This window comes from Pseudoxanthomonas sp. Root65 (assembly GCF_001427635.1).
Classification (GTDB): Bacteria; Pseudomonadota; Gammaproteobacteria; order Xanthomonadales; family Xanthomonadaceae; genus Pseudoxanthomonas_A.
The window spans coordinates 242,142-267,023 of record NZ_LMHA01000002.1; the positions used below are offsets into that span (position 1 = coordinate 242,142).

The 24,882-nt window shown below is 68.8% G+C and carries 27 protein-coding genes and 1 riboswitch; of the genes, 8 read left to right on the forward strand and 19 right to left on the reverse strand.

Annotation, left to right across the window (positions count from 1 at the left end):
* The first annotated feature begins 276 nt into the window (after nt 1–276).
* The 3 genes from ASD77_RS11600 (at nt 277) to ASD77_RS11610 (ending at nt 1,859) form a co-directional block, all read left to right on the forward strand.
* A complete protein-coding gene (locus ASD77_RS11600) occupies nt 277–1,029 on the forward strand; it encodes a hypothetical protein (RefSeq protein ID WP_055941679.1) in 753 nt (250 codons plus the stop codon).
* A gap of 84 nt (nt 1,030–1,113) precedes the next feature.
* The gene (locus ASD77_RS11605) at nt 1,114–1,515 is read left to right on the forward strand and encodes a host attachment family protein (protein ID WP_055941681.1); all 402 of its coding nucleotides are present in this window, start codon (nt 1,114–1,116) and stop codon (nt 1,513–1,515) included.
* A complete protein-coding gene (locus ASD77_RS11610) occupies nt 1,512–1,859 on the forward strand; it encodes a thioredoxin family protein (protein WP_055941683.1) in 348 nt (115 codons plus the stop codon). Before ASD77_RS11605 ends, ASD77_RS11610 begins: the two co-directional genes overlap by 4 nt.
* 25 nt (nt 1,860–1,884) lie before the next feature.
* Here the strand turns inward: ASD77_RS11610 and ASD77_RS11615 are convergent, their stop codons facing one another.
* The 4 genes from ASD77_RS11615 to ASD77_RS11625 all read right to left on the reverse strand — a co-directional run bounded on the left by ASD77_RS11615 (nt 1,885) and on the right by ASD77_RS11625 (nt 2,947).
* On the reverse strand, nt 1,885–2,073 hold the full coding sequence (locus ASD77_RS11615; protein ID WP_235578531.1) for a hypothetical protein: 189 nt from the start codon (nt 2,071–2,073) through the stop codon (nt 1,885–1,887).
* A gap of 85 nt (nt 2,074–2,158) precedes the next feature.
* A complete protein-coding gene (locus ASD77_RS11620) occupies nt 2,159–2,590 on the reverse strand; it encodes a type II toxin-antitoxin system death-on-curing family toxin (protein ID WP_055941685.1) in 432 nt (143 codons plus the stop codon).
* Nucleotides 2,587–2,724, reverse strand: a complete 138-nt coding sequence (locus ASD77_RS18130) for a hypothetical protein (RefSeq protein ID WP_156383610.1) — start codon at nt 2,722–2,724, stop codon at nt 2,587–2,589. The genes ASD77_RS11620 and ASD77_RS18130 overlap by 4 nt, the downstream gene beginning before the upstream one ends.
* Nucleotide 2,725: 1 nt before the next feature.
* Nucleotides 2,726–2,947, reverse strand: a complete 222-nt coding sequence (locus tag ASD77_RS11625; RefSeq protein ID WP_055941687.1) for an AbrB/MazE/SpoVT family DNA-binding domain-containing protein — start codon at nt 2,945–2,947, stop codon at nt 2,726–2,728.
* Between the two features lie 272 nt (nt 2,948–3,219).
* Between ASD77_RS11625 and ASD77_RS11630 the strand changes: the two genes are divergently transcribed.
* Nucleotides 3,220–5,331 carry a bifunctional diguanylate cyclase/phosphodiesterase gene (locus ASD77_RS11630; protein WP_055941689.1) on the forward strand — a complete coding sequence of 704 codons (2,112 nt, stop codon included), beginning with the start codon at nt 3,220–3,222 and terminating at the stop codon, nt 5,329–5,331.
* A gap of 87 nt (nt 5,332–5,418) precedes the next feature.
* Here ASD77_RS11630 and ASD77_RS11635 read toward each other — a convergent pair whose 3' ends face one another.
* Nucleotides 5,419–5,778: a glycine zipper 2TM domain-containing protein gene (locus ASD77_RS11635; RefSeq protein ID WP_055941692.1), complete on the reverse strand. Its 360-nt coding sequence runs from the start codon at nt 5,776–5,778 to the stop codon at nt 5,419–5,421.
* A gap of 209 nt (nt 5,779–5,987) precedes the next feature.
* Between ASD77_RS11635 and ASD77_RS11640 the strand changes: the two genes are divergently transcribed.
* On the forward strand, nt 5,988–6,479 hold the full coding sequence (locus ASD77_RS11640; RefSeq protein ID WP_055941694.1) for a pyridoxamine 5'-phosphate oxidase family protein: 492 nt from the start codon (nt 5,988–5,990) through the stop codon (nt 6,477–6,479).
* A 163-nt stretch (nt 6,480–6,642) separates the two neighbouring features.
* Nucleotides 6,643–6,948: a hypothetical protein gene (locus ASD77_RS11645; RefSeq protein WP_055941696.1), complete on the forward strand. Its 306-nt coding sequence runs from the start codon at nt 6,643–6,645 to the stop codon at nt 6,946–6,948.
* Nucleotides 6,949–7,375: 427 nt separating this feature from the next.
* Here the strand turns inward: ASD77_RS11645 and ASD77_RS11650 are convergent, their stop codons facing one another.
* The 12 genes from ASD77_RS11650 to ASD77_RS11705 form a co-directional block, all read right to left on the reverse strand.
* Nucleotides 7,376–8,773: a hypothetical protein gene (locus tag ASD77_RS11650; protein WP_055941698.1), complete on the reverse strand. Its 1,398-nt coding sequence runs from the start codon at nt 8,771–8,773 to the stop codon at nt 7,376–7,378.
* A gap of 92 nt (nt 8,774–8,865) precedes the next feature.
* Complete coding sequence (locus ASD77_RS11655; RefSeq protein WP_055941700.1) at nt 8,866–11,907, reverse strand: TonB-dependent receptor; 3,042 nt, start codon at nt 11,905–11,907, stop codon at nt 8,866–8,868.
* A 120-nt stretch (nt 11,908–12,027) separates the two neighbouring features.
* The gene (locus ASD77_RS11660) at nt 12,028–13,077 is read right to left on the reverse strand and encodes a FecR domain-containing protein (RefSeq protein ID WP_055941702.1); all 1,050 of its coding nucleotides are present in this window, start codon (nt 13,075–13,077) and stop codon (nt 12,028–12,030) included.
* Nucleotides 13,074–13,589 carry an RNA polymerase sigma factor gene (locus ASD77_RS11665; protein WP_055941704.1) on the reverse strand — a complete coding sequence of 172 codons (516 nt, stop codon included), beginning with the start codon at nt 13,587–13,589 and terminating at the stop codon, nt 13,074–13,076. Before ASD77_RS11665 ends, ASD77_RS11660 begins: the two co-directional genes overlap by 4 nt.
* 80 nt (nt 13,590–13,669) lie before the next feature.
* Nucleotides 13,670–13,879, reverse strand: a complete 210-nt coding sequence (locus ASD77_RS11670; RefSeq protein WP_055941706.1) for a hypothetical protein — start codon at nt 13,877–13,879, stop codon at nt 13,670–13,672.
* On the reverse strand, nt 13,860–14,306 hold the full coding sequence (locus ASD77_RS11675; RefSeq protein WP_055941708.1) for a hypothetical protein: 447 nt from the start codon (nt 14,304–14,306) through the stop codon (nt 13,860–13,862). The genes ASD77_RS11670 and ASD77_RS11675 overlap by 20 nt, the downstream gene beginning before the upstream one ends.
* Before the next feature lie 13 nt (nt 14,307–14,319).
* Nucleotides 14,320–14,757 carry a hypothetical protein gene (locus ASD77_RS11680; RefSeq protein WP_082563329.1) on the reverse strand — a complete coding sequence of 146 codons (438 nt, stop codon included), beginning with the start codon at nt 14,755–14,757 and terminating at the stop codon, nt 14,320–14,322.
* A 108-nt stretch (nt 14,758–14,865) separates the two neighbouring features.
* On the reverse strand, nt 14,866–15,135 hold the full coding sequence (locus ASD77_RS11685) for a hypothetical protein (protein ID WP_156383612.1): 270 nt from the start codon (nt 15,133–15,135) through the stop codon (nt 14,866–14,868).
* A complete protein-coding gene (locus ASD77_RS11690; RefSeq protein WP_055941714.1) occupies nt 15,135–15,488 on the reverse strand; it encodes a hypothetical protein in 354 nt (117 codons plus the stop codon). Before ASD77_RS11690 ends, ASD77_RS11685 begins: the two co-directional genes overlap by 1 nt.
* A gap of 12 nt (nt 15,489–15,500) precedes the next feature.
* Nucleotides 15,501–16,265: a thioredoxin family protein gene (locus ASD77_RS11695; RefSeq protein ID WP_055941716.1), complete on the reverse strand. Its 765-nt coding sequence runs from the start codon at nt 16,263–16,265 to the stop codon at nt 15,501–15,503.
* Between the two features lie 119 nt (nt 16,266–16,384).
* The gene (locus tag ASD77_RS11700; RefSeq protein ID WP_055941718.1) at nt 16,385–17,050 is read right to left on the reverse strand and encodes a hypothetical protein; all 666 of its coding nucleotides are present in this window, start codon (nt 17,048–17,050) and stop codon (nt 16,385–16,387) included.
* A 36-nt stretch (nt 17,051–17,086) separates the two neighbouring features.
* The gene (locus ASD77_RS11705; RefSeq protein WP_055941721.1) at nt 17,087–18,307 is read right to left on the reverse strand and encodes a hypothetical protein; all 1,221 of its coding nucleotides are present in this window, start codon (nt 18,305–18,307) and stop codon (nt 17,087–17,089) included.
* A gap of 173 nt (nt 18,308–18,480) precedes the next feature.
* On the opposite strand from ASD77_RS11705, the gene ASD77_RS11710 reads away from it, so the two are divergent.
* Nucleotides 18,481–18,909 (forward strand): VOC family protein, encoded by a 429-nt coding sequence (locus ASD77_RS11710; protein WP_055941723.1) that lies wholly within the window; start codon nt 18,481–18,483, stop codon nt 18,907–18,909.
* A gap of 6 nt (nt 18,910–18,915) precedes the next feature.
* Here ASD77_RS11710 and ASD77_RS11715 read toward each other — a convergent pair whose 3' ends face one another.
* Complete coding sequence (locus tag ASD77_RS11715) at nt 18,916–20,160, reverse strand: cation:proton antiporter (protein WP_055941725.1); 1,245 nt, start codon at nt 20,158–20,160, stop codon at nt 18,916–18,918.
* A gap of 199 nt (nt 20,161–20,359) precedes the next feature.
* On the reverse strand, nt 20,360–23,263 hold the full coding sequence (gene gcvP / locus ASD77_RS11720; protein ID WP_200947394.1) for an aminomethyl-transferring glycine dehydrogenase: 2,904 nt from the start codon (nt 23,261–23,263) through the stop codon (nt 20,360–20,362).
* 40 nt (nt 23,264–23,303) lie between these two features.
* A riboswitch (glycine riboswitch) is annotated at nt 23,304–23,425 on the reverse strand.
* Between the two features lie 199 nt (nt 23,426–23,624).
* Here gcvP and ASD77_RS11725 point away from each other — a divergent pair.
* The gene (locus ASD77_RS11725) at nt 23,625–24,878 is read left to right on the forward strand and encodes a multidrug effflux MFS transporter (protein ID WP_055941730.1); all 1,254 of its coding nucleotides are present in this window, start codon (nt 23,625–23,627) and stop codon (nt 24,876–24,878) included.
* The last annotated feature ends 4 nt before the right edge of the window (nt 24,879–24,882 follow it).

Below are 24,882 nucleotides of genomic sequence, written 5' to 3' on the forward strand. Positions count from 1 at the left end.
GCTGGGCACCTTCTCCCCGCAGGCGGGGAGAAGGAACACCGTCGTCATCGCGCTTGGAACCGCTGTTGCTTTCTCCCCGCAAGCAGCGAGAAGGGAAGCGGAAGCGTTCGCGCACCACCGCACGCACGCAAGATGTTGTCATCGCGTGTGCACCAGCCTGAAGCCGGTGCACATGATGGTCACGCCGTATCGGGAAGATCGATGTCACGCCGTTCGCAGCATTCTCTGCATCGGTCACCACGATCACTTTCTTTTTTCCAGACCAAGGACACCACCATGACACGCGATACCAATCAGCGGGACGCAAACAGGGACCCCATCACCGGTGCACCGGGCTCGCACCCGGTCGGCGTCGGTGTCGGCGGCGTAGCCGGCGGCATGGCCGCCGGTGCGGTGGCGGGCACGGTGTTCGGTCCGATCGGCACGTTGATCGGTGCGGCCGCCGGTACGGTCATCGGCGCAGCGGCGGGCAAGGGCGTTGCCGAGCGCATCGATCCCACCGGCGAGGTGGACTACTGGCGCGAGACGTATCGGACGCGTCCGTACTACGCCGACGAATACGACTTCCAGCGCGACTACGCGGGGGTCTATCACGCCGGTGCGGTGGCGCGCGGCGAATATCCCGAGCAGTCGTGGGAAGAGACCGAGCGTCGCCTGCAGGCGGGATGGGAAGAGCGTCGCGGCGAATCGCGGCTGGATTGGGACAGCGCCCGCCCGGCGTTGCGGGATGCGTGGGAACGCGCCGACCGCACCTATGGTGCTTATGCGCAGACGGATGAGCAGTTCTCCCAGCGCTTCGACGCCGCGCCGTATCGCCAGGGCGACGATGCCTTCGACGATTACCGCCCGGCCTACCGCTACGGCACGTACGCGCGCGCGCAGTATGCCGACCGCGAGTGGGACGACAGCCTGGCCTCGGACCTGGAGCGTGGCTGGGACCGCGCACGTGGGGGTTCGCGCCTGACGTGGGAGCGCGCCAAGCATGCGGTGGCCGACGCGTTCACCCTCGACCGCCAGAAGCCGCACTGAGGCATCGCCGTGCGCCTCGTCCGGCAAGGGCGGGGTGCGCTGGCCGGCTTTCTTCCTTCCTCTTCGATATGCAAGGAAAACGACATGACTTCATTGCCCACCGATGCGCTGGTGGTGATTGCCGACGGCGAGGGTGCGCGCCTGTTCCGCAACCGCGGCAAGGGCGGTGCGGTATCGCTGCACCAGGTGGATCTGCTCGAACTGATGAACATGAACGATGACGGCCCCGCCGGCAGCATGCCCGGCGAATCGTCGGGTCGGCAGATCGACGAAGCGACGTTCGCCAAGCAACTGGCGAAAGGCTTGAACGACAGCGCGCTGAAGCAGCAGTACACGCATGTGGTGCTGGTCGCCGATCCGGTCACGCTGGGTCGCATGCGTCCGTTGCTGCACAAGGAAACCACGCAGCGCATCGTCGCCGAGATCGGCAAGGACCTGACCAACAGCCGGCTGGAAGCGATCGAGCAGGTACTCGCCGCGGCATGAGCTACCGCGCCGACTACCTGCCCGTCGAGCCTGCACGTACGGCGGTGGATGCCCTGGCCGGGCCGGTGGTGCTGGAATTCGGCGCGCCGTGGTGCGGTCATTGCCGGGCCGCGCAGCCGGCGATCCGTGCGTGGCTGGACGATGCGTCGGACGTCACTCACCTCAAGGTGGAAGACGGCAAGGGACGGCCACTGGGTCGCACGTTCGACGTGAGGCTGTGGCCGACGCTGGTGGTGCTGGCGGACGGGCAGGAGCGTGCGCGGGTGGTGCGGCCGACGGCCGCGTCAGACCTTGACGAACTGCGGCAGGCGTTGGACGCCACCGCGTCGCACGGCACGCGCTGATGCATTTCCCCCCGTGCGCGCGCGCTCAGCGCGGAACGGTGTCGCGTGCATCGGGATAATCCTTTTCCGGATCGCGCGGCGCTTTGTCTTCATGCGGCGTGTCGGGCTGATCGTGTTCCTTCCACGTTGCCTTGTCATTGCGATGCCGGTCGGGCGTGTTGGCCTTTTCGCCATCGCTGTGCGGGTTGGACGGAGTGGCGGGATTCATCGGCATCACCCTGGCGTGGGAGGCATCGATTGCACGCCCTATGCGGTGACGGAGAGGTGATGCCAGCCGGCGCAGGGTGCCGCAGCGTGTGTCAGCGCGCGTAGCGGGTCTTCTTTTCCTGCACCTTGCCGGCGGCGGCCGTCATCACCACGCGCGGGCGCAGCCACTGGGCGAAGGCCGCTTCGCTGATCGTGCCGTCCGAGAGACCGATCATCATGGCGTACTTTTCTTCATCGCCCGCAACCAGATCGCCGCCATTGAGGCGCAGGAACACGCGATAGCAGACATGCGCCGTGCGCTTGTTGCCGTCGACGAACGGATGATTGCGTGCCAGGCCGAACGCAAGGCTGGCGGCCAGGTCGGCCAGATCCGGTGGCGGGTCACCATAGGAGTGGCGTTGCTGCGGGCGCGCGAGTGCGGCTTCGAGCAGGCCTTCGTCGCGCACACCGCTGCCGCCGCCATGCTCGGCGAGCTGCCGATCATGCAGGGCCAGCGCCAAGGGGGACGTGATCCAGACGATCATCGGCGCGCGTCCTGCGCCAGGCGCGCCAACAGGCCGCGACGCCGGCGCATCACCTGCCCGGCGACACGCCAGGCATCGGCCTCGATGCGATCGCGACGGAACAGCACGCACAGGAACCGCGGCAGCATGGCCATGTCACTGCGCCAGCTTGTGCAGGACCTGCCGGTCCTCGCGCATCACCTGCTCGGCCACCTCCATCTGCTCGGCGAGCGTGGGGTCGTACACGGTCAGGCGGATGCCGTCGGGCGTCTCCAGCGCATGCAGTTCGTCGCCCTTTTCCAGGCGCAGCCGCGCCAGCAGTTCACGGGGCAGGATGACCCCGGCCGAGTTGCCGATGGTGGTGATCTTGAGCTTCATGACAGAGAGGTCCAGGCGTTATAACGGACGTTATACGCGGGCCGGGGGAGGCTGGCAAGCGGCGGGCGCGGGGAGGGCACGTGCCGTTGCGGTGCGGCGCGGGGGAGCGACGCGAGGACGGTCCTTGTCAGCGTCACGGTGGTGCGGGGCAGACGCGCTTATGTGACATGTGCTGCACAATGGCGCATGCGACGGCCGATGGTCGCGGCCCGGCATCATCCTTGGGCCATCACGGTCGCTAACGTCTTCAGGAGGAAAGCGCAGGACGTTCCATGGAGACAGGACTCATCGCGACCTATGTGCCGGAATTGGTGGTCACCTCGTTCGTGGTGGCCGTGGCGGCCTCGTATGCGGCGCTGAAGACCACCGGACGGATCCGCGCCAGCGACGCCGTGGCCCGGCGCTGGTGGCTGGCCGGTGGCGCGCTGGCGATGGGCATCGGCGTGTGGTCGATGCACTTCATCGGCATGCTGGCGCTGCGCCTGCCCATTCCGCTGGGCTACGACATCGGCGTGACCGTGCTGTCGCTGCTGATGGCGGTGGCGGCCAGCGCTTATGCGCTGTGGCTGGTCACGCGCGACCGGATGGGGCGGCTGCGCCTGCTCAGCGGCGCGGTGGTGATGGGGCTGGGCATCGCGGCGATGCATTACGTGGGCATGGCGGCCATGCGCATGCAGCCGGCGATCATCTACCAGCCGGTGTGGTTCGCCGCCTCGCTGCTGATCGCCATCGGTGCCGCCGGTGCGGCGCTGGCGATCGCCTACCGCCTGCGCGACAACGCGCGCCACGAACGGCTGCATCGCGCACTCGCCGCCGGCGTGATGGGCGTGGCCATCGTGGGCATGCACTACACCGGCATGGCCGCCGCGCACTTCCCCGCCGGTTCGATCTGCAGCGCCGCGTTGCGCGATGGCCTGTCGCCGGACTCGCTGGCCTGGCTGGTGGTGGTGGTGAACACCGCCGTGCTGGGCACCGCGATCGGCGCCAGCGCGCTGGACCGGCTGCTGCACGAGCGCACCGCGCGCCTGTCCGATTCGCTGCAGCAGGCCAACCGGCAGTTGACCCATCTGGCCATGCACGACGCGCTGACCGGCCTGCCCAACCGGCTGATGCTGATCGAGCGGCTGCAGTCGCGCATGCTGCACGCGCAGCTGCACGGCGAGCGGTTCGCGGTGCTGTTCATCGATCTGGACGGCTTCAAGGGCGTCAACGATGCATTCGGCCACCACGTGGGCGATGCGCTGCTGGTGCGCGTGGCCGACATGCTGCGGCGCATGGCGACGCCCACCGACACGGTGGCGCGGCTCGGTGGCGACGAGTTCGTCATGGTCACCTCCGTGGCCGAGGCGGGCGAGGCCAGCGTGCGCGGCGAACGCCTGCTGGGATGCCTGTCCGAAGCGACGCGGCTGCAGGAAAACGACGACGTGACGGTCAGCGCCAGCATCGGCATTGCGCTGTATCCCGGCGATGGTGAGGACGCGCAGGCGCTGCTCGCGCATGCGGACGCGGCGATGTATTACATCAAGCAGGCGGGCCGCAACGGCTTGGCGCTGTACGCACCGGCGATGGGCGAGGAAGCGCTCGGCCAGCTGCAACTGACCTACGAACTGCGCAAGGCGCTCGACCGCGGGCAACTGGTGCTGCACTACCAGCCGCAGATCCGGGCCGCCGACAACGCCATGGCCGGCATGGAGGCGCTGGTGCGCTGGCAGCATCCGCGGCTGGGCCTGGTGATGCCGGACCGCTTCATCGCCTTGGCCGAGCGTGCGGGTCTGATTGTCGATCTCGGCCAGTGGGTGCTGGATGAAGCCTGCCGGCAATGGGCGGCATGGCGACGTGCCGGCGCGCGCGTGCCGAGCGTGTCGGTGAACCTGTCGCCGGTGCAGGTGCGCGGCGACAGCCTGGTGGCGCAGGTGACCGCCGCGATGCGCCGCCATGGCTTGCCGGCCGGCGCACTGACGCTGGAAATCACCGAGTCGATCGCGATGCTGGAACCCGACCGCACCGTGCAGGTACTCACGCAGCTGGTGGAGGCTGGGGCGCGCATCTCGGTGGACGATTTCGGCACCGGCTATTCCAGCCTGTCGTACCTGGCCTGCCTGCCGGTACACGAACTGAAGGTGGACCGGCAGTTCGTGCGTCAGATGACCAGCGGTCCGCGCCACGCGGCCATCGTGCAGTCGGTGGTGCTGCTCGGTCAGCAGCTCGAGCTGGACGTGGTGGCCGAGGGCGTGGAAACGCTGGAGCAGAAGCAGATGCTGGTGGCGATGGGCTGCCACCGCCTGCAGGGTTACTACATCGGCCAGCCGCGCCCGGTGGAGGAGATGCCGGTGTCATCGCTGGTGCGGCACGAACCCTTCGCCGCCTGGGGTACGCACGGGTAGGCGGGCATCGCACAGTACGGCATAAAGAAGCGCCTGCGGCCTCGTCACCGCAGGCGCTTGCGGCGCCCGTCCTGTCGAACGATGCGCTTACCGGTAGACGCGCTCGCAACGGCGCTCGACCACGCGGTCGCCCTTGGTCTCCTGGCTGTTGCCCTGCACCTTGCGGCCGATCGCGCCGCCGGCCACGGCACCGCCGACAGTGGCGACCTTCTTGCCACTGCCGCTGCCGACCTGGTTGCCCAGCAGACCGCCGACCACGGCGCCGATGGCGGTGCCGGCCACGCGGTTGGGATCGCGGCTGTTCTTCTGGACTTCCACGTTGCGGCATTCGACCTTGCTGCCGTCGTTGAAGCGGCGACCTTCGTCCTGCGGACCATAGGTCTGCGCAGCGGCGGCCGACATCACCGACAGCAGGCCAAGCGAGAGCAGATAGCGGGAAATGGTCATGACAGATCTCCTTCAGTGGAATTGCCCGCAAAGGCTGCGCGTGCATTCGCGAAAGCGGGGTGAAGCCCCGTTTGGCTGTTCATGTCGTGGTGCGCCGATCGTGACGCCAGTACGACAAACATGACGCTCGGCTGACGACGGCGGCTGGCGTTGACGGGCGCGTGACGCGTCCGCGCCTAGCGTGTCTCCATTCCCGACGAGAAAGCGCCATGCATACGCCTGAAGAACTGGAAAAGAAGCTGTGGAAAGCGATCAAGTCCGACCGCACGCTGATGCTCGGCCTGGACGGCGTAGAGGACGGCCATACGAGACCGATGACGGCCTTGCTGGAGCATGACGGGCGGGGTCCGCTGTGGATCTTCACCGCGACGGACAACCGGCTGGCGCAGCAGACCCTGTCGCCGCAGCGTGCGATCGCCACCTTCGCGTCGATGGGGCATGACCTCTTCGCCAGCGTGCAGGGCTCATTGGTGCGCGACGACGACCGCGCGGTGATCGAGCGCCTGTGGAACCCCTTCGTGGCGGCCTGGTATGAAGGCGGCAAGGACGATCCCAAGCTCGCCCTGCTGCGTTTCGATGCCGAACACGCAGAGATCTGGCTCAACGAGCACAGCCTGCTCGCCGGCGTGAAGATGCTGCTCGGCGTTGACCCGAAAGAGGACTACCAGGACAAGGTGGCCGAGGTGAACCTGCGCGGCTGAGGCCGCGGTCGGTGTAGGCCATAGGTCACGGTTTCCCCAACGGCACATGACGTCGGCTGCCACACGGTGGCCGGCGTCGTGTCGTGCGTACGTCACAGGGGAAAGCCGACATGCGGGAACAGGGGCGCGCATCGGCGATCACTCACATCGGACACCTCGCCCCATGTTGTTCTATTCGCACACTCATCTGCACGCCGCGCTGGAGCGGTTGGAAACCAGCGATGCCCGCACCACCGGCCAATTCGAAGCGCTGACGGTCTGGGTTGCCGCGCTGGTACAGACCCATCCCGATGGCGAGCGCCTGCGGGCTGCTGCGCAGACCCTGTCGGCACGCAATCCGTTCCGTGCGATTTGCCAGTACCAGGAAGAAGTGGCGGCCTACGACGCCACGTTCTGCCAACTGCAGTCACTGGTCGCTGCTTCCGAAATCCCCCCACGCGTGCGCATGCCGTTGCCGCCCAACGTCTGAGGCGCGCCTCGTGCGGCACCGGCCGTCCATGCGTGCTGCGCGCGTGGGCAGCAATGAGTCAGCATGAGCAGGGGAAGGGTCTCGTGCTTCTCCTTCCCCCGTGTCAAGCGGGAAACGTGCCGCGAGCCCGGCCCCCGTACCTAACACGGGGACGCGGGAGTGGCGCTTCCATAAGAGGGTACCGCGCCAGCGATCCTTCGACGGGGACGCACCTGCAGCCAAGCTGGGCGAAGCTAGGGCTTCGCACAACGGTACCCTTGTGGTCGCCGTGGCTGTTTCACCTGGATCCGGCAGGCCGCTGTCGCGGCATCGACCACGCCTGCAGTGTCGCGCGGCGTTCGCAAAGATCGCGTCAACGCCGTGCGACCGCACGTGCATAACTGCGCGCCGGATCACATGATGGCGTGAACGCGTGCTGTCGGGCGCTTCAGCGTGCGGGCGTGGTCGGAGCAGCGCCGCTGGCGTCGATGAACACCGGGTTGGAATAGAACCACAGGTCCTGCCACGGATCTTCGCCGGGCACATCGGCGGGCGGTGTCGCGTCCAGCGTATTGCTGCCGCGTGCACGCACGAAGGCGCCGCGCGCGGGTACCGGCAGCGTCCACGTAGCGACCAGCATGTCGCCGTCGCGGCGCCAGCTGTCGGCGCGCCAATGGCGCGTCTGCATCATCGGTGTGCCTTGGTCGCCGAGGGTGCCGACGATCAGCTCCATCTGCGCCAGTACCGGGCGCGCGCCCTCGGCGTTCGGCCGCGAAGGCTGGCGCACGCGCAGTTCGATGCGCATCGTCGTGCCGACGGGCAATGCCAGGGTGTCGCCGAGGGTCGCCACGTGCGCGGCATCGTCGCCGCGCACCGTCAGTTCCAGCGCGTCGATCAGGTCGCCGGTGACGGCGAACATGCGGCCGTGGCGCAGGCCGTCGAGGATGTCCCCGGCCTCGCGTCGCGCCCAGACGTAGGTCTTGCTGTATTCGCCGGGATCGTAATCGCGTCCGCCGTCGCGCAGGTTCTCGTGCGAGTCGGACGTGGCGGTGATCCAGAATCGCCGGCCCTCGGCCAGCAGCGTGTCCCAGACGCCGCCGACCTGCGTGGTCATCTGGTCGAAGCCGCCGAAGGTCGGTGCTGCCCGGTTGCGGTACAGGCCGCGCTCGCTGCGGATGGCCTGGTGGCCGGGGGCGCCTTCCATGCCCACCAATACGCGCGGTGCGGCGTCGTGCCAGGCGCGCAGTTCGTCCGGTTCCACCTCGCCCCACTGGCCCACGCCGGTGGCGGTGCGCGAGGGATGGTTGACGAACATCAGTGGCGGCGCGGGCAGGGCGCGCATGTGCGCCAGCGCCGCGAGCATGGTCTGCGCCTCGTCGCGCTGCATGCCGTCCACCGGTTCGTTGCGGCTGAAGCGGCGCTCGATGTCGACCAGGTCATCACGCTCATGCGGACCGGGCGCGATGATCAGCGAGGCATGCTCGGCCGCCGGCACGTCGAACTCCATGCCGTTGAACTGGATCAGTGGCGGCACGTCGCGGCGCGCCTGTTCCAGTGCGGGCCATGCGTGGTCACGGGTGACGGCCGAGTGACCAGGGCCACCGTGGTCGGTATGCACCATCCAGGTGAGGCCATATGCGAGTGCCTGTCGTGCATTGCGGCTGCGCGTATACGGGGAGTCGCCGCCGCGGAGGGGTGTGGGTGGTGAGGTGGTGCGATCCCAGTCGACGCTCCACTCGCTGTGCACGTGGTGGTCGCCGGCCTGCCAGGCACGGCCTTCATCGTCGGCCATGGCATTCGTGGACAGGGACAGGGCCAGCAGAGCCGGCAGCAGGAAGCAGCGCATGGGACCTCGCAGGATGCGGCGACGCCGTCGCAGAAGCGGCGGGTCGCGGGAAGAAGAGGCGCGCCGCGGCCGGTGCCGCGGCGCGCCGGGGCTCAGAAATCCGCGCGCAGGCCCAGGCTGATGCGGCGGCCCGACTTCTCGTACATCGTCGGGAAGGACGGGTCCATGGTGTAGCCGCTGGTCTCTTCGTCGGTCAGGTTGATGCCCTTGAGGCTCAGCTTGAGGTGGTCGCTGATCCGGTAGCCGATCGAGACGTCGAGCTGGCCGTAGGCGTCGCGCCAGATCGGATACATGTTGTAGCCGATCGACTCCACGTATTCGTCCTTGTGGTTGTAGGACACGCGGGCGTCGAAGCGTGCGTTCTCGTAGTAGGCGGTGAAGTTCCAGGTCTTCTCGGACAGGCCGGGCATGGGCGTGCGGATGCCCAGGTCCGATTCGCCGGCCAGCGAGCTGTCCAGCATCGTGTAGTTGGCATTGATGCCGAAGCCTTCGAGCGCCGGGTGGAACGTGGCCAGCGGCAGGTTGGCGATCAGCTCGATGCCGTCGACGTCGTACGAGCCGTCGGCGTTCACCGGCTGGTAGACGTCGAAGTCGTAATAGCCGTTGAGCGTGCCGTTGGCGTTGTAGACGGCCACGTCCTCGACCACGCCGGTCAGCGCGTTCACCACTACCCCGTCGATCTTCTTGTGGAAGTACGACGCCGCCAGCAGGCCACCGTTGTCCAGGTACTTCTCCAGGCCGATTTCCCACTGCTTGGCGTAGGTGGGCTTGAGGTCCGGGTTGCCGTCGGTGAAGCGGAACGAACTCCAGCTGGCGGTGCGCTTGTAGGCCACGTCGGTCAGCGCCGGACGGATCAGCGTCTCGGAGCCGGCGGCGCGCAGCAGCAGGCCATCGGACAGCTCGGCGGTCAGGTTGAAGCTGGGCAGCACGTCGGTATAGCCACCGTCGCTGGACACCGGCGTGTCGGTATAGCCGGTGCTGCCATCCGGATTCTGCACCGGGTGGTAGCCGAAGGAGGTGACGGAGGTGTCGATGTAGCGCGCGCCCGCGTTCACCGTCACCGGCACGCGGCCGAGGATGAAGTCGAAGTGGGTCATCGCGTAGAGCGCGGCGACTTCTTCGTCCACGCGGTAGTACTGCGCGTCGTCGAACGGCGTCGAGAAGCCGGGGTAGCGGAAGTAGCCGCGGGCGAACGCGTTCGACACCTGCCGCCAGTCGAGGTCCTTCACGCTGTAGGCACCACCGGGGACGATGTCGCCGATGGCCTGCAGCGGGCTGTCGGCCAGCGTGCGCGTGTTGACCCAGGAAGTGTCGCCAGCGGACGGGCCGGTGATCTTCAGCTCGCCGTACTGGCGCTCCTTGCTGCGGTCGGTGTAGCGGCCACCGAACTGCACGCTGCGCAGGGCGGACAGGAACGGCAGGTCGAGCTTGCGCGTCACGTCCAGCTTGGCGGCGTACTTGTCGTCGTCGATCTTCTCCAGCGTGGTCTCGTAGGCCTCGAACAGGTAGCGCTCGGGCGAGCCGTACATGTCGAAGCCGGCCGAGCTGGCGCTGGGGATGGTCTCGCCACTGCGCCCGGTCCAGCGCGTGCGCGACGGCGCGTAGGCGACATGCTTCAGGTTCGAATAGTCCAGCGTCTTCTCGGCGCCGGAGTAACCCGCCATCGCCTCGACGTCCCAGAGGTCGTTGTTCCAGTCCAGGGCGAGGCTGTACTGGCCGTAGTCGGTCTTGTTGATGCGCTCCTTGCTGAGGAACTCGTGCTGTGTCGCCGTGTAGGACACGTCGCGCAGCACCAGCATGCCGTACTCGGACAGCGTGGTGTCGTCGTATTCGTGGATCGTTTCCAGCGTGCTGCGGCTGGAGGCTGAATACGCGGCCGCGTCGTACTCGTCCTCGGTGGTGTCGTAGCCGCCGACCATGGCGTCGAAGGTCAGGCTGAAGGTGCGGCTGGGCTTGTACTGCAGCGAGGCCGTGGCGCCCCACTTGTCCTGGTCGTTGAGGTAGACGCGGTCGCCCACCTTGTCCTGGAAGATGATCAGGTTGCTTTCGGCGGTGTTGGCGCGGTTGTCGATGATCCGGCCGGTGTCGCGCTCGATCACCGCCTCGGCCTGCGAGCCGCGCGTGCCGGACGCGCCGAGGAAGCGCGACATCGGGCGGAAGTTGATGCCCGAGGTGGAGTCGGTGCGGTTGGTGCGCTGCGCATGCGCGAAGGAGACCAAGGCGCCCCAGTCGCCCCAGGTGTCGCTGGCGAGGAAGGCGAATTTGGGGTCGGTCTCTTCGGAGATCGAGTTGTGCGCGCCTTCGGCGGAGAACACCAGCTTGCGGTCGCTGTAGTCGAACGGCCGTGCGGTGGAGATCTTCACCGAGCCGGCGATGCCGCCTTCCTCGTCCGCCGCGGTCGGCGACTTCTGCACGGTGACCTGCTGGATGATCTCGGAGGCGAACAGGTCGAACTCGACATCGCGCCCGCCGCTGCCGGAGGCGGTGGCCAGGTCGTTGATGGAAACGTGGGTGTACTCGGACGGAAGCCCGCGCACGTTGACCTTGCTGCCCATGCCCTTGTTGCGTTCGATGGTCACGCCGGGCATGCGCTGGAGCGCCTCGGCGAGGTTCTGCTCGGGAAAGTCGGCCACGTCGGTAGCGACGATGGAATCGGAGAAGCCGACGTTGTAGCGCTTGATGTCGACCGCCTGTTCCAGGCTGCGGCTGTAGCTGCCGACCACTTCGATGCTTTCCAGTTGCTGCGCATCCACCGCCGAGGCCGACGGCGTACCGGCGGACGGCGCGGGTGCCGCCGCAGGCGCGGCGGGTGCGGACGACGGCGTGGTCGCGCCGGTGGCTTCGATGGTCACCGTGCTGGCGTTGAGATAGCGGTAGCGCAGGCCGGTACCGTCGAGCAGGCGGGTAAGCGCCTGCTCGGAGGAGAGCCCGGCGGGCACGGCGCGCGTGCGCGGATTGCCGGCCTGCGCGTTGTAGACGAACTGCAGCCCGGTCTGGCGCGAGAGGGCATTGAGCGCGCTGTCGAGCGACTGCGGCGGGATGGCGTCGGTCGCGGCCGTCGCCTGCTGGGCGATCGCGTTGACGGTCGTGGCCTGCAGGGCGAGGGCGATGGAAAGGACAAGGAGTCGGCGCATCGTGGAGTCCGGTAGTGTGGGGTGGTGGGGTCGCGCTCATCGCGCGCTCACCTCCCTACGATTCCGCACGAAGAAGATCGGGCACCGTTTTCTTCGTGAATTTTTTCTTACAGCGCCGGCTCAGTAGGTGCCGGACACGGGCGCGTGGCGCGAGCGCACGCGGATCTCGCCGTTGCCGGTCGTGGTCGTCAGCGTGGGGTGTTCGTCGAGGAACGCGCGCAGCGAGGCGAGGTCGTTCGCCTTGAGGTTGCCGGTCAGGCGCAGCGCGCCAGCGACGCTGTCGTCCACGTGCAGGCGCACGCGGTTCATGCGGTTGAAGCGGTCGGCGATCTCGCGCAGCGGTTCGTCGCGGAAGACGATGCGGCGTTGCCACCAGGCGGTGAGCACGTCGGGGTCTTCCCGGCTGATCGACACACGACGGTCGCCATGCCCGATGCGCGCCGCCTGCCCGGCATGGAGATCGGCGAGCAGGCGGCCCGCACCGCCGTCGTCGATCACGTGGATGCGTCCTTCGGTGACGCCGAAGCGCGCCTGGTCGCGTTGCAGCGAGACATCGAAGGTGGTGCCGATGTCGCGCACTTGCAGTCCCGCCGCCTGCACGGTGAAGGGGCGCAGGCCGGGGGCCACGACGAAGCTGGCCTGGCCACGCGTCAGCGCCACCTGCCGGCGGAACAGGCCGAATGCGACCGAGGCTTCGCTTTCCGCATTCAGATGCAGCACCGTGCCATCGTCCAGCGCGAACACGCGCGTCTCCCCGTGCGGCGCGGCATACATGCGCGGCGGCGGCGTGGCGAAGTGCAGGCCGGCGGCGACGCTGAGCAGCAGGGCGGCGGCCACTGCCATGCGCGGCAGCCAGGTGCGCTGGCGCGGACGCCGCGTCTGCGCCGCCGCGATCCGCGCGCGACCCAGCGACACGACGTTGTCGCCGTCGCGGTGACCGGCGATGAAGGCATCGACCTCCGCGTCCGCCGGCAGGGTGCGCACGGCGTCACCCAGTTCCGCGGCCACGCGCGCCATGGCGAGGTATTCGCGCAGGTGCAGCGGCGAGGCGACCAGCCAGTCCATGAAGCGCTGCTGGTCGGCCGGGCTCAGGGCGCCTTCGCGCTGCAGCAGGTGCCATTGCGCGGCTGCTTCGGTGGTCGAGGGGGTGCCGGGTGCGTGGGGGCTCACGTCGCGTCTCCCATCGCCCGCCTGCACACCGCAAGCCCGCGCACGACATGCTTCTTCACCATGTGCGGGGACACGCCCATGCGCTCGGCGATCTGCCGGTAGGTCAGGCCGTCGCGGTACTGCATGACCAGCACCGCGCGGGTGCGCGTGGGCAGGCCGGCGAGCAGTGCCTGCATGTGCTCGCGACGCTGCACGCGCTCGGTCGCATCCTCGACACCTTCGGCAGGACTCATCAGCGCGGCGACCTGTTCGATGTCTTCGAGGGGCACCGGCGAGCGCTGGCGGCGCGCGGCCTGTTCGCGCGCCAGGTTGGTGGCGACGGTGTACAGATAGGCTTCGGGATTGGCGATGCGCTCGCCCTCGCCCTGGTGCGCGCGCAGCAGGCGCAGGTAGGTTTCCTGCACCAGGTCTTCGGCCTCGTCGTTGGCGCCACGGCGTGCGAAGAAACCGCGCAACGCGGGCGCCTGGTCGGTGAAGACGCGTGTCAGCGCCCGTAGTGCCTGCTCGGCCAACGTCCCGTCCTGTCCCCGGTAAAGGGCGGCACGGTACGTGGGGCCGATGACGGTTCGGTGACATGCCGCGGTGCGGACGGCTACAGACGGCTGATGTTGCGCAGCCGGATGGCGCCCGCCTCCACGCCCTGTTGCTTGGCGGCACGCATGCGCAGCGCCTGCATGGCGGTGTCTGCCGCGCAGGCCAGTGTCACCTGGCCCCAGGCGATGCGCTGGCCAGCGTCGTAGACCTCGTAGTCGGCAAAGTAATGGCGCGCAGCGGTGTCCGCCTCAGGTGCCGACGTGCACATCGCATTCGCATTCGGCGCAGCCCAGCTGCTCCAGCGCGATCTCCAACGCCAAGGCGTAGCCGCGCGCGCCGTAGCCCTCCACCACGGCGAGGCGGTGGCTTCCGGCGGAGGGCAGCGCGGACGCATGTCCGCCCAGGTCGCTGTGCACCTCCACGTATGGATGGGTGAGGCCCTGCACGGCCCGCTGCAGCAGGGGATGGTCCGTGAGTGTGCCCGGATCGAGCAGGGTGGCGCGCACCCCCCATTCGTTGGCCAAGCGCAACGCGGTCAGCACTTCCGTGCTGGAGCCGCAACTGCGCACCGCGAGGGTCTGCCCGGCGCAGCCGGCGCGCTGCACCAGCGCGCCCATCACCGCAGGCGGCAGTGGGGACGGCGGGCTGGTGAGCGCGTCGTGGCGCTCGGGTCCGCGGATGACAAGGATGGACATGAGGGGCTCCGGCTCAAGCACGGAAGGTCTCCGTGGGGGTGGGACGCAGGCGCCGCAGTGCGATCTCCAGCGCCATCGCATAGGCGCGCGGCAGGTCGTTACGCAGGATCACGGTGACCAGCGGCGCGTGCTGGGGTTGCACGCGCGGTTCGAGCGCATGCGCCGCATCGTCGTGCACTTCAATGTAGGGTGAAGGCAACGTGTCGAGGGCGTCGCGCAGGGCATGGGCGTGGGCGGGACCCTGCATCGCCAGTTCGCCGACATCGAGCAGCAGCATGTCGGTCCGTTCCCTGCGCGCACGGCGCAGCCCGCAGACCAGGTCATGAACGCTGGCGAAGGCGCGGTACCGCAACGATTGGCCAGCGGCGTTCGCACGCTGGCGCAGCGGTCGGTAGAGGGGACTGACATCGGGATGCGCGGCATGCGGGCCGCGCAGTATCATGATGGACATGGAACGGTTCGTGGCGCACATCGCGTGCGGTGTGGCCACGATAGGCGCCACGGGCGTAAAGCCACCATGCCGTTACGCCTGCGCCGGCGTAAAGAACGCGTAGCCTTCTCAACACAGCACGATCAAACACACACCCGTCAGCGCGAGCAGAAGCGTCCATGCGGCTTCCGTGGAGAATGCGCGATGCCGGAGGCTGCGAGAGACACTTCGGGCGACCAGCTGTGTCGTCGCCAGCATCGCCAGCAGATGCAAGGCGACCGCCATCAGCATCGGTACGAGCGATCCGCTGGCGGTGATCGCACATGCGGTTCCGTCCGGCATGCACAGCGGCACCAGCGCCGGCACCAGCATCAGCCCGCTGCCATGCGCGGTACCCATCAGGCACACCATGCGACCAGACCTGCATACGAGCGGTATGCCGGTGGCGCGTCGCCAGAGGGTCGCTTTCTCGCCAGCCGCCATGCGGCGAACGCGTGCAGACACCCTCCCGCCAAGGCCTGCATGCGATCAGGCGCCAGCCTCATGCCCTGCGTCACCAGTGCGATGACCAACGCGACCGACAGCGCATGTCCGATGGCGACCGTCAGCAGCGCACGGTGCAGGTCACGCGTGTCGCCGCTGCGCGTCGCCTGCGATGCGGCGAACAGCCAGCCGTTCGCCGGACTCATGCCGTGCAGGACGCCGACGCCGGCGACCACCAGCCATGGCCACCACGCGTCCGGCGGCAACATGACGGTGCGGCCTCAGGGCGTCGCCGCGCAGCATCCATCGCCTGCGGCGACCGGCGCTACGGCGTAGCGGTCATGGTGGCGCACCCACGCCATCGGGTAGTCCAGTGCGTCTTCGTCGCGGCCGTGCGGCGTCAGGTCGAGCAGCGCGTAGGTATGCATCATCGTCTCCACCCCTCGGCCGTAGCGCGAGTACGTGTGGAAGACCTGGCCGACATCGTCGCGCACGAACACGCTGATCCCCGGCGCTTCCTCGTGCGGGAACGGCTGGCGCGTGTAGTTGTAGTCCACCGCGCCGCGTGACATCTCCTCCTGGGTGAAGTGCACGCCGAAGTCGTGGTTGAACGAGGTGCCGAACGAAGAGACCCACGGGAACGTCCAACCCATCCGACGGCGGAACGCCTCGATGTCGGCCAGCGGCGCCCGCGACACCGCAACCAGGGTCAGGTCGCGTTGCGCGAGGTGCGGCAGGACGCCGGCATGATGGTCGGCCATGAAGGAGCAGCTCTTGCAGCCCTGCTCCCAGCCCGGCGCGAACATGAAGTGCTGCACCATCAGCTGGCGGCGCCCATCGAACAGTTCGATCAGCGTGCGTGTGCCCTGCAGCGTGTGGAAGGCATAAGGCGTATCGACGCGTACCCACGGCAATGCGCGCCGTTCGCGTGCGATCCGGTCGTGCAGACCGGTCAGTTCCTTCTCCCGGGCGAGCAGCGCGAGGCGCGCGGTACGCCAAGTGTCGCGGGAAACGATGGCAGGGATTTCGTGCGCAGCGATCTTCATGGGAGGATTTCCTCGGGTGGATGGCACGGGTGCAGGCAGGCGGCAGCGAGCATCGTCCGCGTCGCCTCTGTATGCGGCCGAGAGCGGTACGAGAGTGCCGCGTGGGGTTGCGCGAAGCGTCAGTCGGCCCGTGCGGGACGCCTGACCGCGCGCAGCAGGCCGCTGGGGCCGCCACCGCAATAGAACAGGTCGGCGCCGTCGGATTCCAGGCCGCTGACGTGGGCGCCCGCCGGCATGTCGAAGCGTTCGAGCACGCGGCCGTCGCGCGGGTCGATGCGGCGCAGGTCGCTGTCGTCGCCCTCCCAGGTGGCGTGCCAGAGTTCGCCGTCGACCCAGCTGACGCCGGTGACGAAGCGGTCGGATGCGAGCGTGCGGAGGATCTCGCCGGTGGCCGGGTCGATCTGGTGGATGCAGCGCTCACGGTACTGGCCCACCCACAGGCTGCCTTCGGCCCAGGCCATGCCCGAATCGCGGCCCTGGCCCGGTGCGGGAATCGAGGCGACCACGGCCCCGGTTACCGGATCGATCTTGTCGATGCGCGCTTCGACCAACTGGTACAGGTGCGTGCCGTCGAAGGCGGTGCCGGCATCGCCGGGACGGTCGATGCTGCGGATGACGTCGCCGCTGGCGGGCTCGATGGCCAGGATGCGCTCGCTGGTGGCGGCCCAGACGTGCCGGCCGTCGTGGGTCACGCCGTGGATGCTGGGTGAGCCGTCGAAGGGGCCGTACTCGCGGACGATCTCGACGTAGCGGGCGGGGGTGTCGTGGCGTGTGGCGTCGTTCATGGCGGGCATCCGTATGCGTGGGGGGACGGGGCCAATCTACGCAGGCGGCGTCGCGGCAGGGAGTAACAAGATCGTCGTGAATCCGGCCAGCGGCGGCGCCACCCAGCGTTGCGCGCGGGCGCGGCCGACCGCACGCACCTGCCCGGCAGCTTCCATCGCGGCGAGTGCGCGCTGCACCGAACGCTGGCTGTCGCCGGTGGCCAGCGCCAGCGCCGAGGTGGACCAGGCCATGCCATCGGCCAGCAGTCCGTGCAGTACGCCCTGTTCGCCTTCGACCGGCGGCGCCAGCACCACCACGCCGTGCCTGCCGTGCGGGGACAGCTGGAAGCCGCGCGCGGTGGCGGTAAGCGCGGCGAACGGGATGAGCAGGCGACGCAGGCGTCCGATTTCCACGCGCAACCGCGCGCGGTGCGTCTCGTCCGGTTGGCGCGTGCGGAATACGCGCGCGATCAGCGCGTTGCGCTCGACGTCGCCGGGCCAGCCGGTAGCGAGTGCGCGCAGCAGCGCGAACAGCACGGGGCGGCGCGCGAACGAGCGAATGGTGCTGCCATCGCGCAGTGCATGGCGCACGGCATCGACGACCAGTGCGCCGGAAGCGAGCAGGGCTTCCACATCATCCAGCGTCACCGGCTGTTCGTGGCCGGCCTGCATCACGCGCGCAGCGGGACGTTGCAGGCTGGCGTCGAGCTGCGCGATCTCGGCGGACAGCGAGGGAATGCCCGCCTGCGCGGCGGCGGTACGTGCGCGCTGCAACGCGAGGCGTGCCTCGCGCGTGCGCAGCGAGCGCAGGGCGATTTCGGCCTGCGCAAGCGCGGCCAGGGCATGGTGCGCGGCGGGTGCGCCTTCCAGATCGAGCGCGTCCACGGCGGCACGCGCGGCTTGCAGCCGCCCCAGCAGCAGGTGGCGACGCAGCGCAATCAGTTCCGCGTGGCGCGCGTTGGCGCGGTCGCCGCGCGCGGCCAGCGCCTGTGCGGCGGTGTACAGGCGTTGCGGCTCGGCGCCGAAATCGCGCAGGGCCAGCGCCACCTCCGCCTCAGCGACGACACAGCGCGCCCGGGCCATGGGCTCGCGGGGACCGAAACCGCGCGCGGCGCGACGCAGCAGATCGCGCGCACGCGGATAGTCGCCCAACTGCGCCATCGCGATACCGCGCAGGGCGAGCGCAGGCGGGTCGTCCCGCCAGCCCACGTGCTTGAGTGCGCCCAGGACGTCGCCGGTCGAGAGGGCGCGCCCGGCGGCGGCGATCAGGGAATCCATGCCGGCAGCCTACCGCGCGGGCATGCTGGCGTCGCGGGCGTCATGAGGCGGCAGATGCATTTCGCCGCGGGCCTGTGGAACCTCGCGTTGACGCCTCCCTGACATCCCGTCGCGGACACTCGTTGACCGCATGCCATGCCATTACTGTCGGCTCTTCAAACGGAGATCGCACCATGGAAACGCAGGAACTGCATCGCGGTCGGCTGATCGACCACATCCAACTGGTCGTCCGCGACCTGGACGCCAGCCGCGCGTTCTACACGGCGGTATTCGATGTATTGGGCGTGCCGATGGGCGGCACCGCCGACGATTACTTCTGGGCCGATGAGCTGTTCGTGTCCACCGCCGACAGCGAGGCGGCGGAAGGCAAACTGACCGGTCGGCACCACCTGGCGTTCCAAGCACAGGACCGGGCGGCGGTGGAAGCGTTCCACAAGGCGGCGCTGGCCAACGGCGGCACCGACAACGGCGCGCCGGGCGAGCGGCCCTATCATCCGGGGTATTACGCCGCGTTCGTGCTGGATCCGGACGGCAACAACATCGAGGCCGTGTACCACGGTGAAGCCAAACGCAGCGCGCCGTCGGTGAAGGTCGCCTTCTAGGCGACGTCAGGCCGGCTGGCTGCCTGATTGCGGTTGCGCGGCGCGGCGCTTCACCAGCGCACGGAAGAACGGGCCGGTCAGCAGCGTCGACAGCACGGCCAGGGTGACCAGTGCGGCGAAGGCGTGTTCGGACAACAGGCCTTTGTCGCGCAAGATGGTGGCGGCGACGATTTCCATCAGGCCCTTGCATTGCAGCAGCGTGCCGACCGCCAGCGCGTCGCGGCGGGACAGGTGCGAGGCCGGCGGGCACGCCAGCACGGCGGCGAGCTTGGCGACCACCGCCAGCACCAGCAGTGCGAGCGACGCCTGCAGCGACGCCCAGCCCAGCACGCTGCCGTCGATCTTCAGGCCGCTGTGACCGAAGAACAGCGGTGCGAGCCCGATCAGTGCGAACTGGCCCAGCCGTTCCACCGGCAAGCGTCGGCCCCACGCCGGCGGCACCATCGCGCCGCCGAAGTACGCGCCCAGCAGGGCATGCAGGCCCAGCTGCGAACTGGCCCAGGCACCGGCGACCATAAAGACCGGTAGCGACACCCACACCAGCCAGGCCGGCGGCGGTGCGCGCAGCCGCTGTGCCAGCGTGCCGGCGGCGGCCAGCAGGATCGCCACGCCCAGCGCGAGCACATGCAGGACGGAGGCGCCGGCCAGCAGTGAACCGCCCTCGGCAGCCAGCAGCAACAGTGCCAGGCCGATCCACAGCACGGCGTCGTCGATCACCGCGATGCGCAGCGCCAGCTGGGTCAGCGGGCGATGCAGCGGACCGAGTTCGCGCACGATGCCGATCAGCACGGGCAGCGCACTCACCGCAAGGCACAGGCCGATGGCCATCGAGCCCATCCACGCGCCGCCGCGCGGTGCGTCCCAGCCCGGCAGGCCGGTGAAGTAGTAATGCGCGGCCAGCGTGCCCAGGGCGAACGGCAGCAGCAGCGCCATGCCGGCGCTGGCCATGAAACGCAGCGCCTGCGTGCGCGGCAGCGGGGCGGCTTCGGAGGTGGGGGGCAGGTGCGCGGACTGACGCGTTTCCAGGCCGGCGGTGAAGGCGAGCAGCAGCACGCCGACGAAACCCAGCTGCCCACCGAGCTTCGACGGCACGCCCCAGCCGGCGGGCAGCACGCCGGTGGCCGCCAGCCCCAGCCCGATGATGATCGGGATGACCGCGATCGGGATCGCCCGTCCCAGCACGCGCCATACTCCCCAGGCCAGGCCAATGAAGATCAGGGCATCGAGGGCGAAGGCGGCCAGAGCGGGCATGGGCGCGATGGTAAACGCTTGGGGCAACCGCTGCGCGGATGCAGGCACGCCAATCTGTGGGGGCGACGTCAGTCGCGAAGAGACGTCGCGGTTTCGATCGAAAGCATCGCGACTTGCGTCGCTCCCACCGGAGCATGCCCGGGCCCGGAAAGCAGAAGGCCCCGCGATGCGGGGCCTTCCACGATCCGCCTGAGGCGGCTTACGCCTCCACGTCTTCCTTGTACGCATCCACCGGGATGCAGGCGCACATGACGTTCTTGTCGCCGTAGACGTTGTCCACGCGGGCGACCGGCGGCCAGTACTTCTGCAGCTTCAGCGTGGCCAGCGGGAAGGCGGCCAGTTCGCGCGGGTAGGCGTGGGTCCATTCGCTGGCCATCACCATCGTGGCGGTGTGCGGCGCGTTCTTCAGCGGGTTGTCCTCGCGGTCCAGGCGGCCGTCCTCGACCGCGCGGATTTCCTCGCGGATCTCGATCATCGCGTCGATGAAGCGGTCCAGTTCGTGCTGCGATTCGCTTTCGGTCGGTTCGACCATCAGCGTGCCGGCGACCGGGAAGCTCAGCGTGGGTGCGTGAAAGCCGAAGTCGATCAGGCGCTTGGCGACATCCTCGGCGCTGATGCCGGTGCGGTCCTTGATCGGGCGCAGGTCGAGGATGCACTCGTGCGCCACCAGCCCGTTGCGGCCGGTGTAGAGCGTCTCGAAGTGTGGCTCCAGCCGCTTGGCGATGTAGTTGGCATTGAGCAGGGCCACCTGGGTGGCCTTGCGCAGGCCGGCCGCGCCCATCAGGGTGATGTACATCCAGCTGATCGGCAGGATGCTGGCGCTTCCGAAGCTGGCCGCGCTGACCATGCCCACATCGCCTTCGTCGCCCAGCTTCTTCGGCAGGTACGGCGCCAGGTGCGCCTTCACCGCGCACGGGCCGACGCCGGGGCCGCCGCCGCCGTGCGGGATGCAGAAGGTCTTGTGCAGGTTGAGGTGCGAGACGTCCGAGCCCCACTTGCCGGGCTTGGCCACGCCGACCAGGGCGTTCATGTTGGCGCCGTCGGTGTACACCTGGCCGCCGTGCTGGTGGACGATGTCGCAGATGGCGACCACGTCTTCCTCGAACACGCCGTGCGTGGACGGGTAGGTGATCATGATCGCGGCCAGGCGCTCGCTGTACTTCTCGGCGGCGCGGCGGATGTCCTCGACGTCGACGTTGCCGTTGGCATCGCACTGGGTGACCACCACGGTCATGCCGCACATCTGCGCGCTGGCCGGGTTGGTGCCGTGCGCGGATTCGGGGATCAGGCAGATGTCGCGATGCGCTTCACCGCGCGCGCGGTGGTAGGCGCGGATCGCCAGCAGGCCGGCGTACTCGCCCTGCGCGCCGGAATTCGGCTGCAGGCTGACGGCGTCGTAGCCGGTGCACTCCACCAGCATCGCTTCCAGCTCGTCGATCAGCTGCGTGTAGCCGGCGGCCTGGTCGGCCGGCGCCAGCGGATGGATGTTGCCGAACTCCGGCCACGTCACCGGGATCATCTCGGCGGTGGCGTTGAGCTTCATGGTGCAGCTGCCCAGCGGGATCATGGTGCGGTCCAGCGCCAGGTCCTTGTCGGAGAGCGCACGCATGTAGCGCAGCAATTCGTGTTCGCTGTGATGGGTGTTGAACACCGGGTGGGTCAGGAAGTCGCTGCCGCGACGCAGGTCGGCCGGAATCAGCGACGGCGCGCTGGCGTCCAGCGCATCGACCGACGGCAGCGTGGCACCGTCACCGGCGAACACGCCCCACAGCGTATCGATGTCGGCGCGGGTGGTGGTTTCGTCCAGCGAGATGCACAGCGAGCCGTTGCCGCGCACGCGCAGGTTGATGCGGGCGTCGCGGGCGCGTGCCAGGATCGTGTTGCGGGCGTCGCCCGGCTCGATGCACAGCGTGTCGAACGCACTGGCATGTACGGCCGGGTAGCCGAGCGTGCGCAGGCCGGCGGCGAGGATGGCGGTCAGACGGGCGACGCGGCCGGCGATGCGCGCCAGGCCTTCCGGGCCGTGGTAGACGGCGTACATGCTGGCCATCACCGCCAGCAGCACCTGCGCGGTGCAGATGTTGGAGGTGGCCTTCTCGCGGCGGATGTGCTGCTCGCGGGTCTGCAGCGTCAGGCGGTAGGCGGCCTTGCCTTCGGCATCGATCGACACGCCGATCAGGCGGCCGGGCATGCTGCGCTTGTAGGCGTCGCGGCAGGCCATGAACGCGGCGTGCGGGCCGCCGAAACCGAACGGCACGCCGAAGCGCTGCGAGTTGCCGATGACGATGTCGGCGCCCATTTCGCCCGGCGGCTTCAGCAGCGTCAGTGCGAGCAGGTCGGTGGCGACGACGAACAGCGCGTTGTTCGCGTGGATCGTGTCGGCATCCTTCGACCAGTCCGCGACCCAGCCGCTCGATGCGGGGTACTGCACCAGCACGCCGAAGTAGTCGCCGGCGGCCAGCTTCTCGTGGAAGGCGTCGGTGGAGCGCACGACCTCGACGGTGAGGCCCAGCGGCTCGGCGCGGGTGGCCAGCACTTCCAGCGTCTGCGGGTGGGTGTCGCCGGCGACCAGGAAGGTGGTGGACTTCGACTTGGCCGAACGCTTGGCCAGCGTCATCGCCTCGGCGGCGGCGGTGGCTTCGTCCAGCAGCGAGGCGCTGGCGATCTCCATGCCGGTCAGGTCGGTCACCATGGTCTGGAAGTTGATCAGCGCTTCCATGCGGCCCTGCGAGATCTCCGCCTGGTACGGCGTGTAGGCGGTGTACCAGGCCGGGTTCTCCAGGATGTTGCGCAGGATGACCTTGGGCGTGTGGGTGCCGTAGTAGCCCTGGCCGATGAAGCTGCGGAACACCTGGTTGCGGTCGGCGACGGCGCGGATCTTGGCCAGTGCCTCTTCTTCGTTGATCGGCGCGGGCAGGGCCAGCGGCTGGGCGGACTTGATGCTGCCCGGCACGATGGCGTCGGTCATCGCGTCGAGCGAGTCGTGGCCGACCACGCGCAGCATGTGCGCGATCTCGGCGTCGTTGGGGCCGATGTGGCGTTCGAGGAACGCGCCGTGGTGCTCGAGCTCGCGCAGGGAGGGGGTGTTCGACATGGGAGGCATCCGGAAGGGCAATAGGGCCAGCGTGCGGAAGCCGCACGTGGGATGCCCCTCTGTCCTTTTGCCTGAGAGTTTGGAAGCGCGCCGACGAGGAGGTCGCGTGCTTCGTGCCCCTTCGGCGCCGGCGCTGCCGCGAGGGCGGCCGGTCTCTCCAGAGTGTCGTTGCAGTGGTGGTATCGGGCCTGAGCGATTACGGGCGTTTGCGCCTTCGGCAGCACGTCGCGGACGACGGGCTTCTCCCACCGGGTGTTGCCAGCGGATTATAGCCCGCCAGGGCGGGCCACCGGCGGTTTGGGCTTACCATGTGCAGCCCGGCGAGGCCTGTTCATGTGGCCGCGCGGCGCCTGTCCGGAGTTTTCCCGCAATGAGTGCCCCCCACGCCATCTCCAATCGCCGCCTGGCCCTGCTGCTGGGCGGGCTGGCGATGTTCGGCCCGTTCTCGATCGACACCATCTTCCCGGCGTTCCCGGCCATCGGCACGCAACTGGGCGCCGACAAGGTGGCGATGCAGCAGACCATCAGCGTGTACCTGCTGACCTATGCGCTGATGAGCCTGGTGCACGGGCCGCTGTCGGATACGTTCGGCCGGCGGCGGGTGATCCTGGGGGGCCTGGTCGTGTTCCTGCTGGCCTCGGTGGGCTGCGCGCTGGCCACCGACATGGGTACGTTGCTGCTGTTCCGGGCCGTGCAGGGCCTGTCGGCCGGCGTGGGCTTCATCGTCGGGCGTGCGGTGATCCGCGATGCCCGCGATGGCGACGACGCGCAACGGCTGATGAGCCAGGTGTCGATGATCTTCGGCATCGCCCCGGCCATCGCGCCGATCGTGGGCGGCTGGATCCTCGGCTGGAGCGCGTGGCCGATGATCTTCTGGTTCCTGGCGGGCTTCTCGCTGCTGTTGATCGTGGCCGTGATCGGATGGCTGCCGGAAACGCATCCGCCGGAGGCACGCCTGAAGGTGTCGCCGCGCATCCTGCTGCGCGACTACCTGGGCATCGCGCGCAATCCGCGCTTCCTGCGGCTGGCGGCGGCGGGTTCGCTGAGTTTCGGCGGGCTGTTCCTGTACATCGCGTCGGCGCCGGCGTTCGTGATGGACCTGCTGCACCTGGACGAACAGCAGTTCGCGTGGCTGTTCCTGCCCACGATCGGGGGCATGGTGCTGGGCGCGTTCCTGTCGGGGCGCGCCGCCGGACGCATCGAAGGCACGCGGCTGGTGAGGATCGGCTACGCCTGCATGGCCGTGGCCATGGTCGCCAACGTCGGCTACAACGCCTGGGCCGGCGATGCCATCCGCGTGCCGTGGGCGGTGCTGCCGATGATGCTGGCGGCACTGGGCGTGGCGCTGGTATTCCCGATCCTGACGCTGGCCATCCTCGACATGTACCCGCGCCAGCGCGGTGCGGCGTCGTCGCTGCAGGCGTTCAGCAATCTCATCATCAATGCGGTGATCGCCGGACTGCTGTCGCCGTTGTTGAGCCATCATGGCCTACACCTGGCGCTCGGCATGGCCGGCTTCGTGCTGCTGGGCTGGCTGATGTGGCAGTGGGAAGCGCATGCCCACCGGCGCCGGCTGGCCTGTCCGCGCAACGCCGCCGCGCTCGAACCCACCGATCAACTCTGACGTC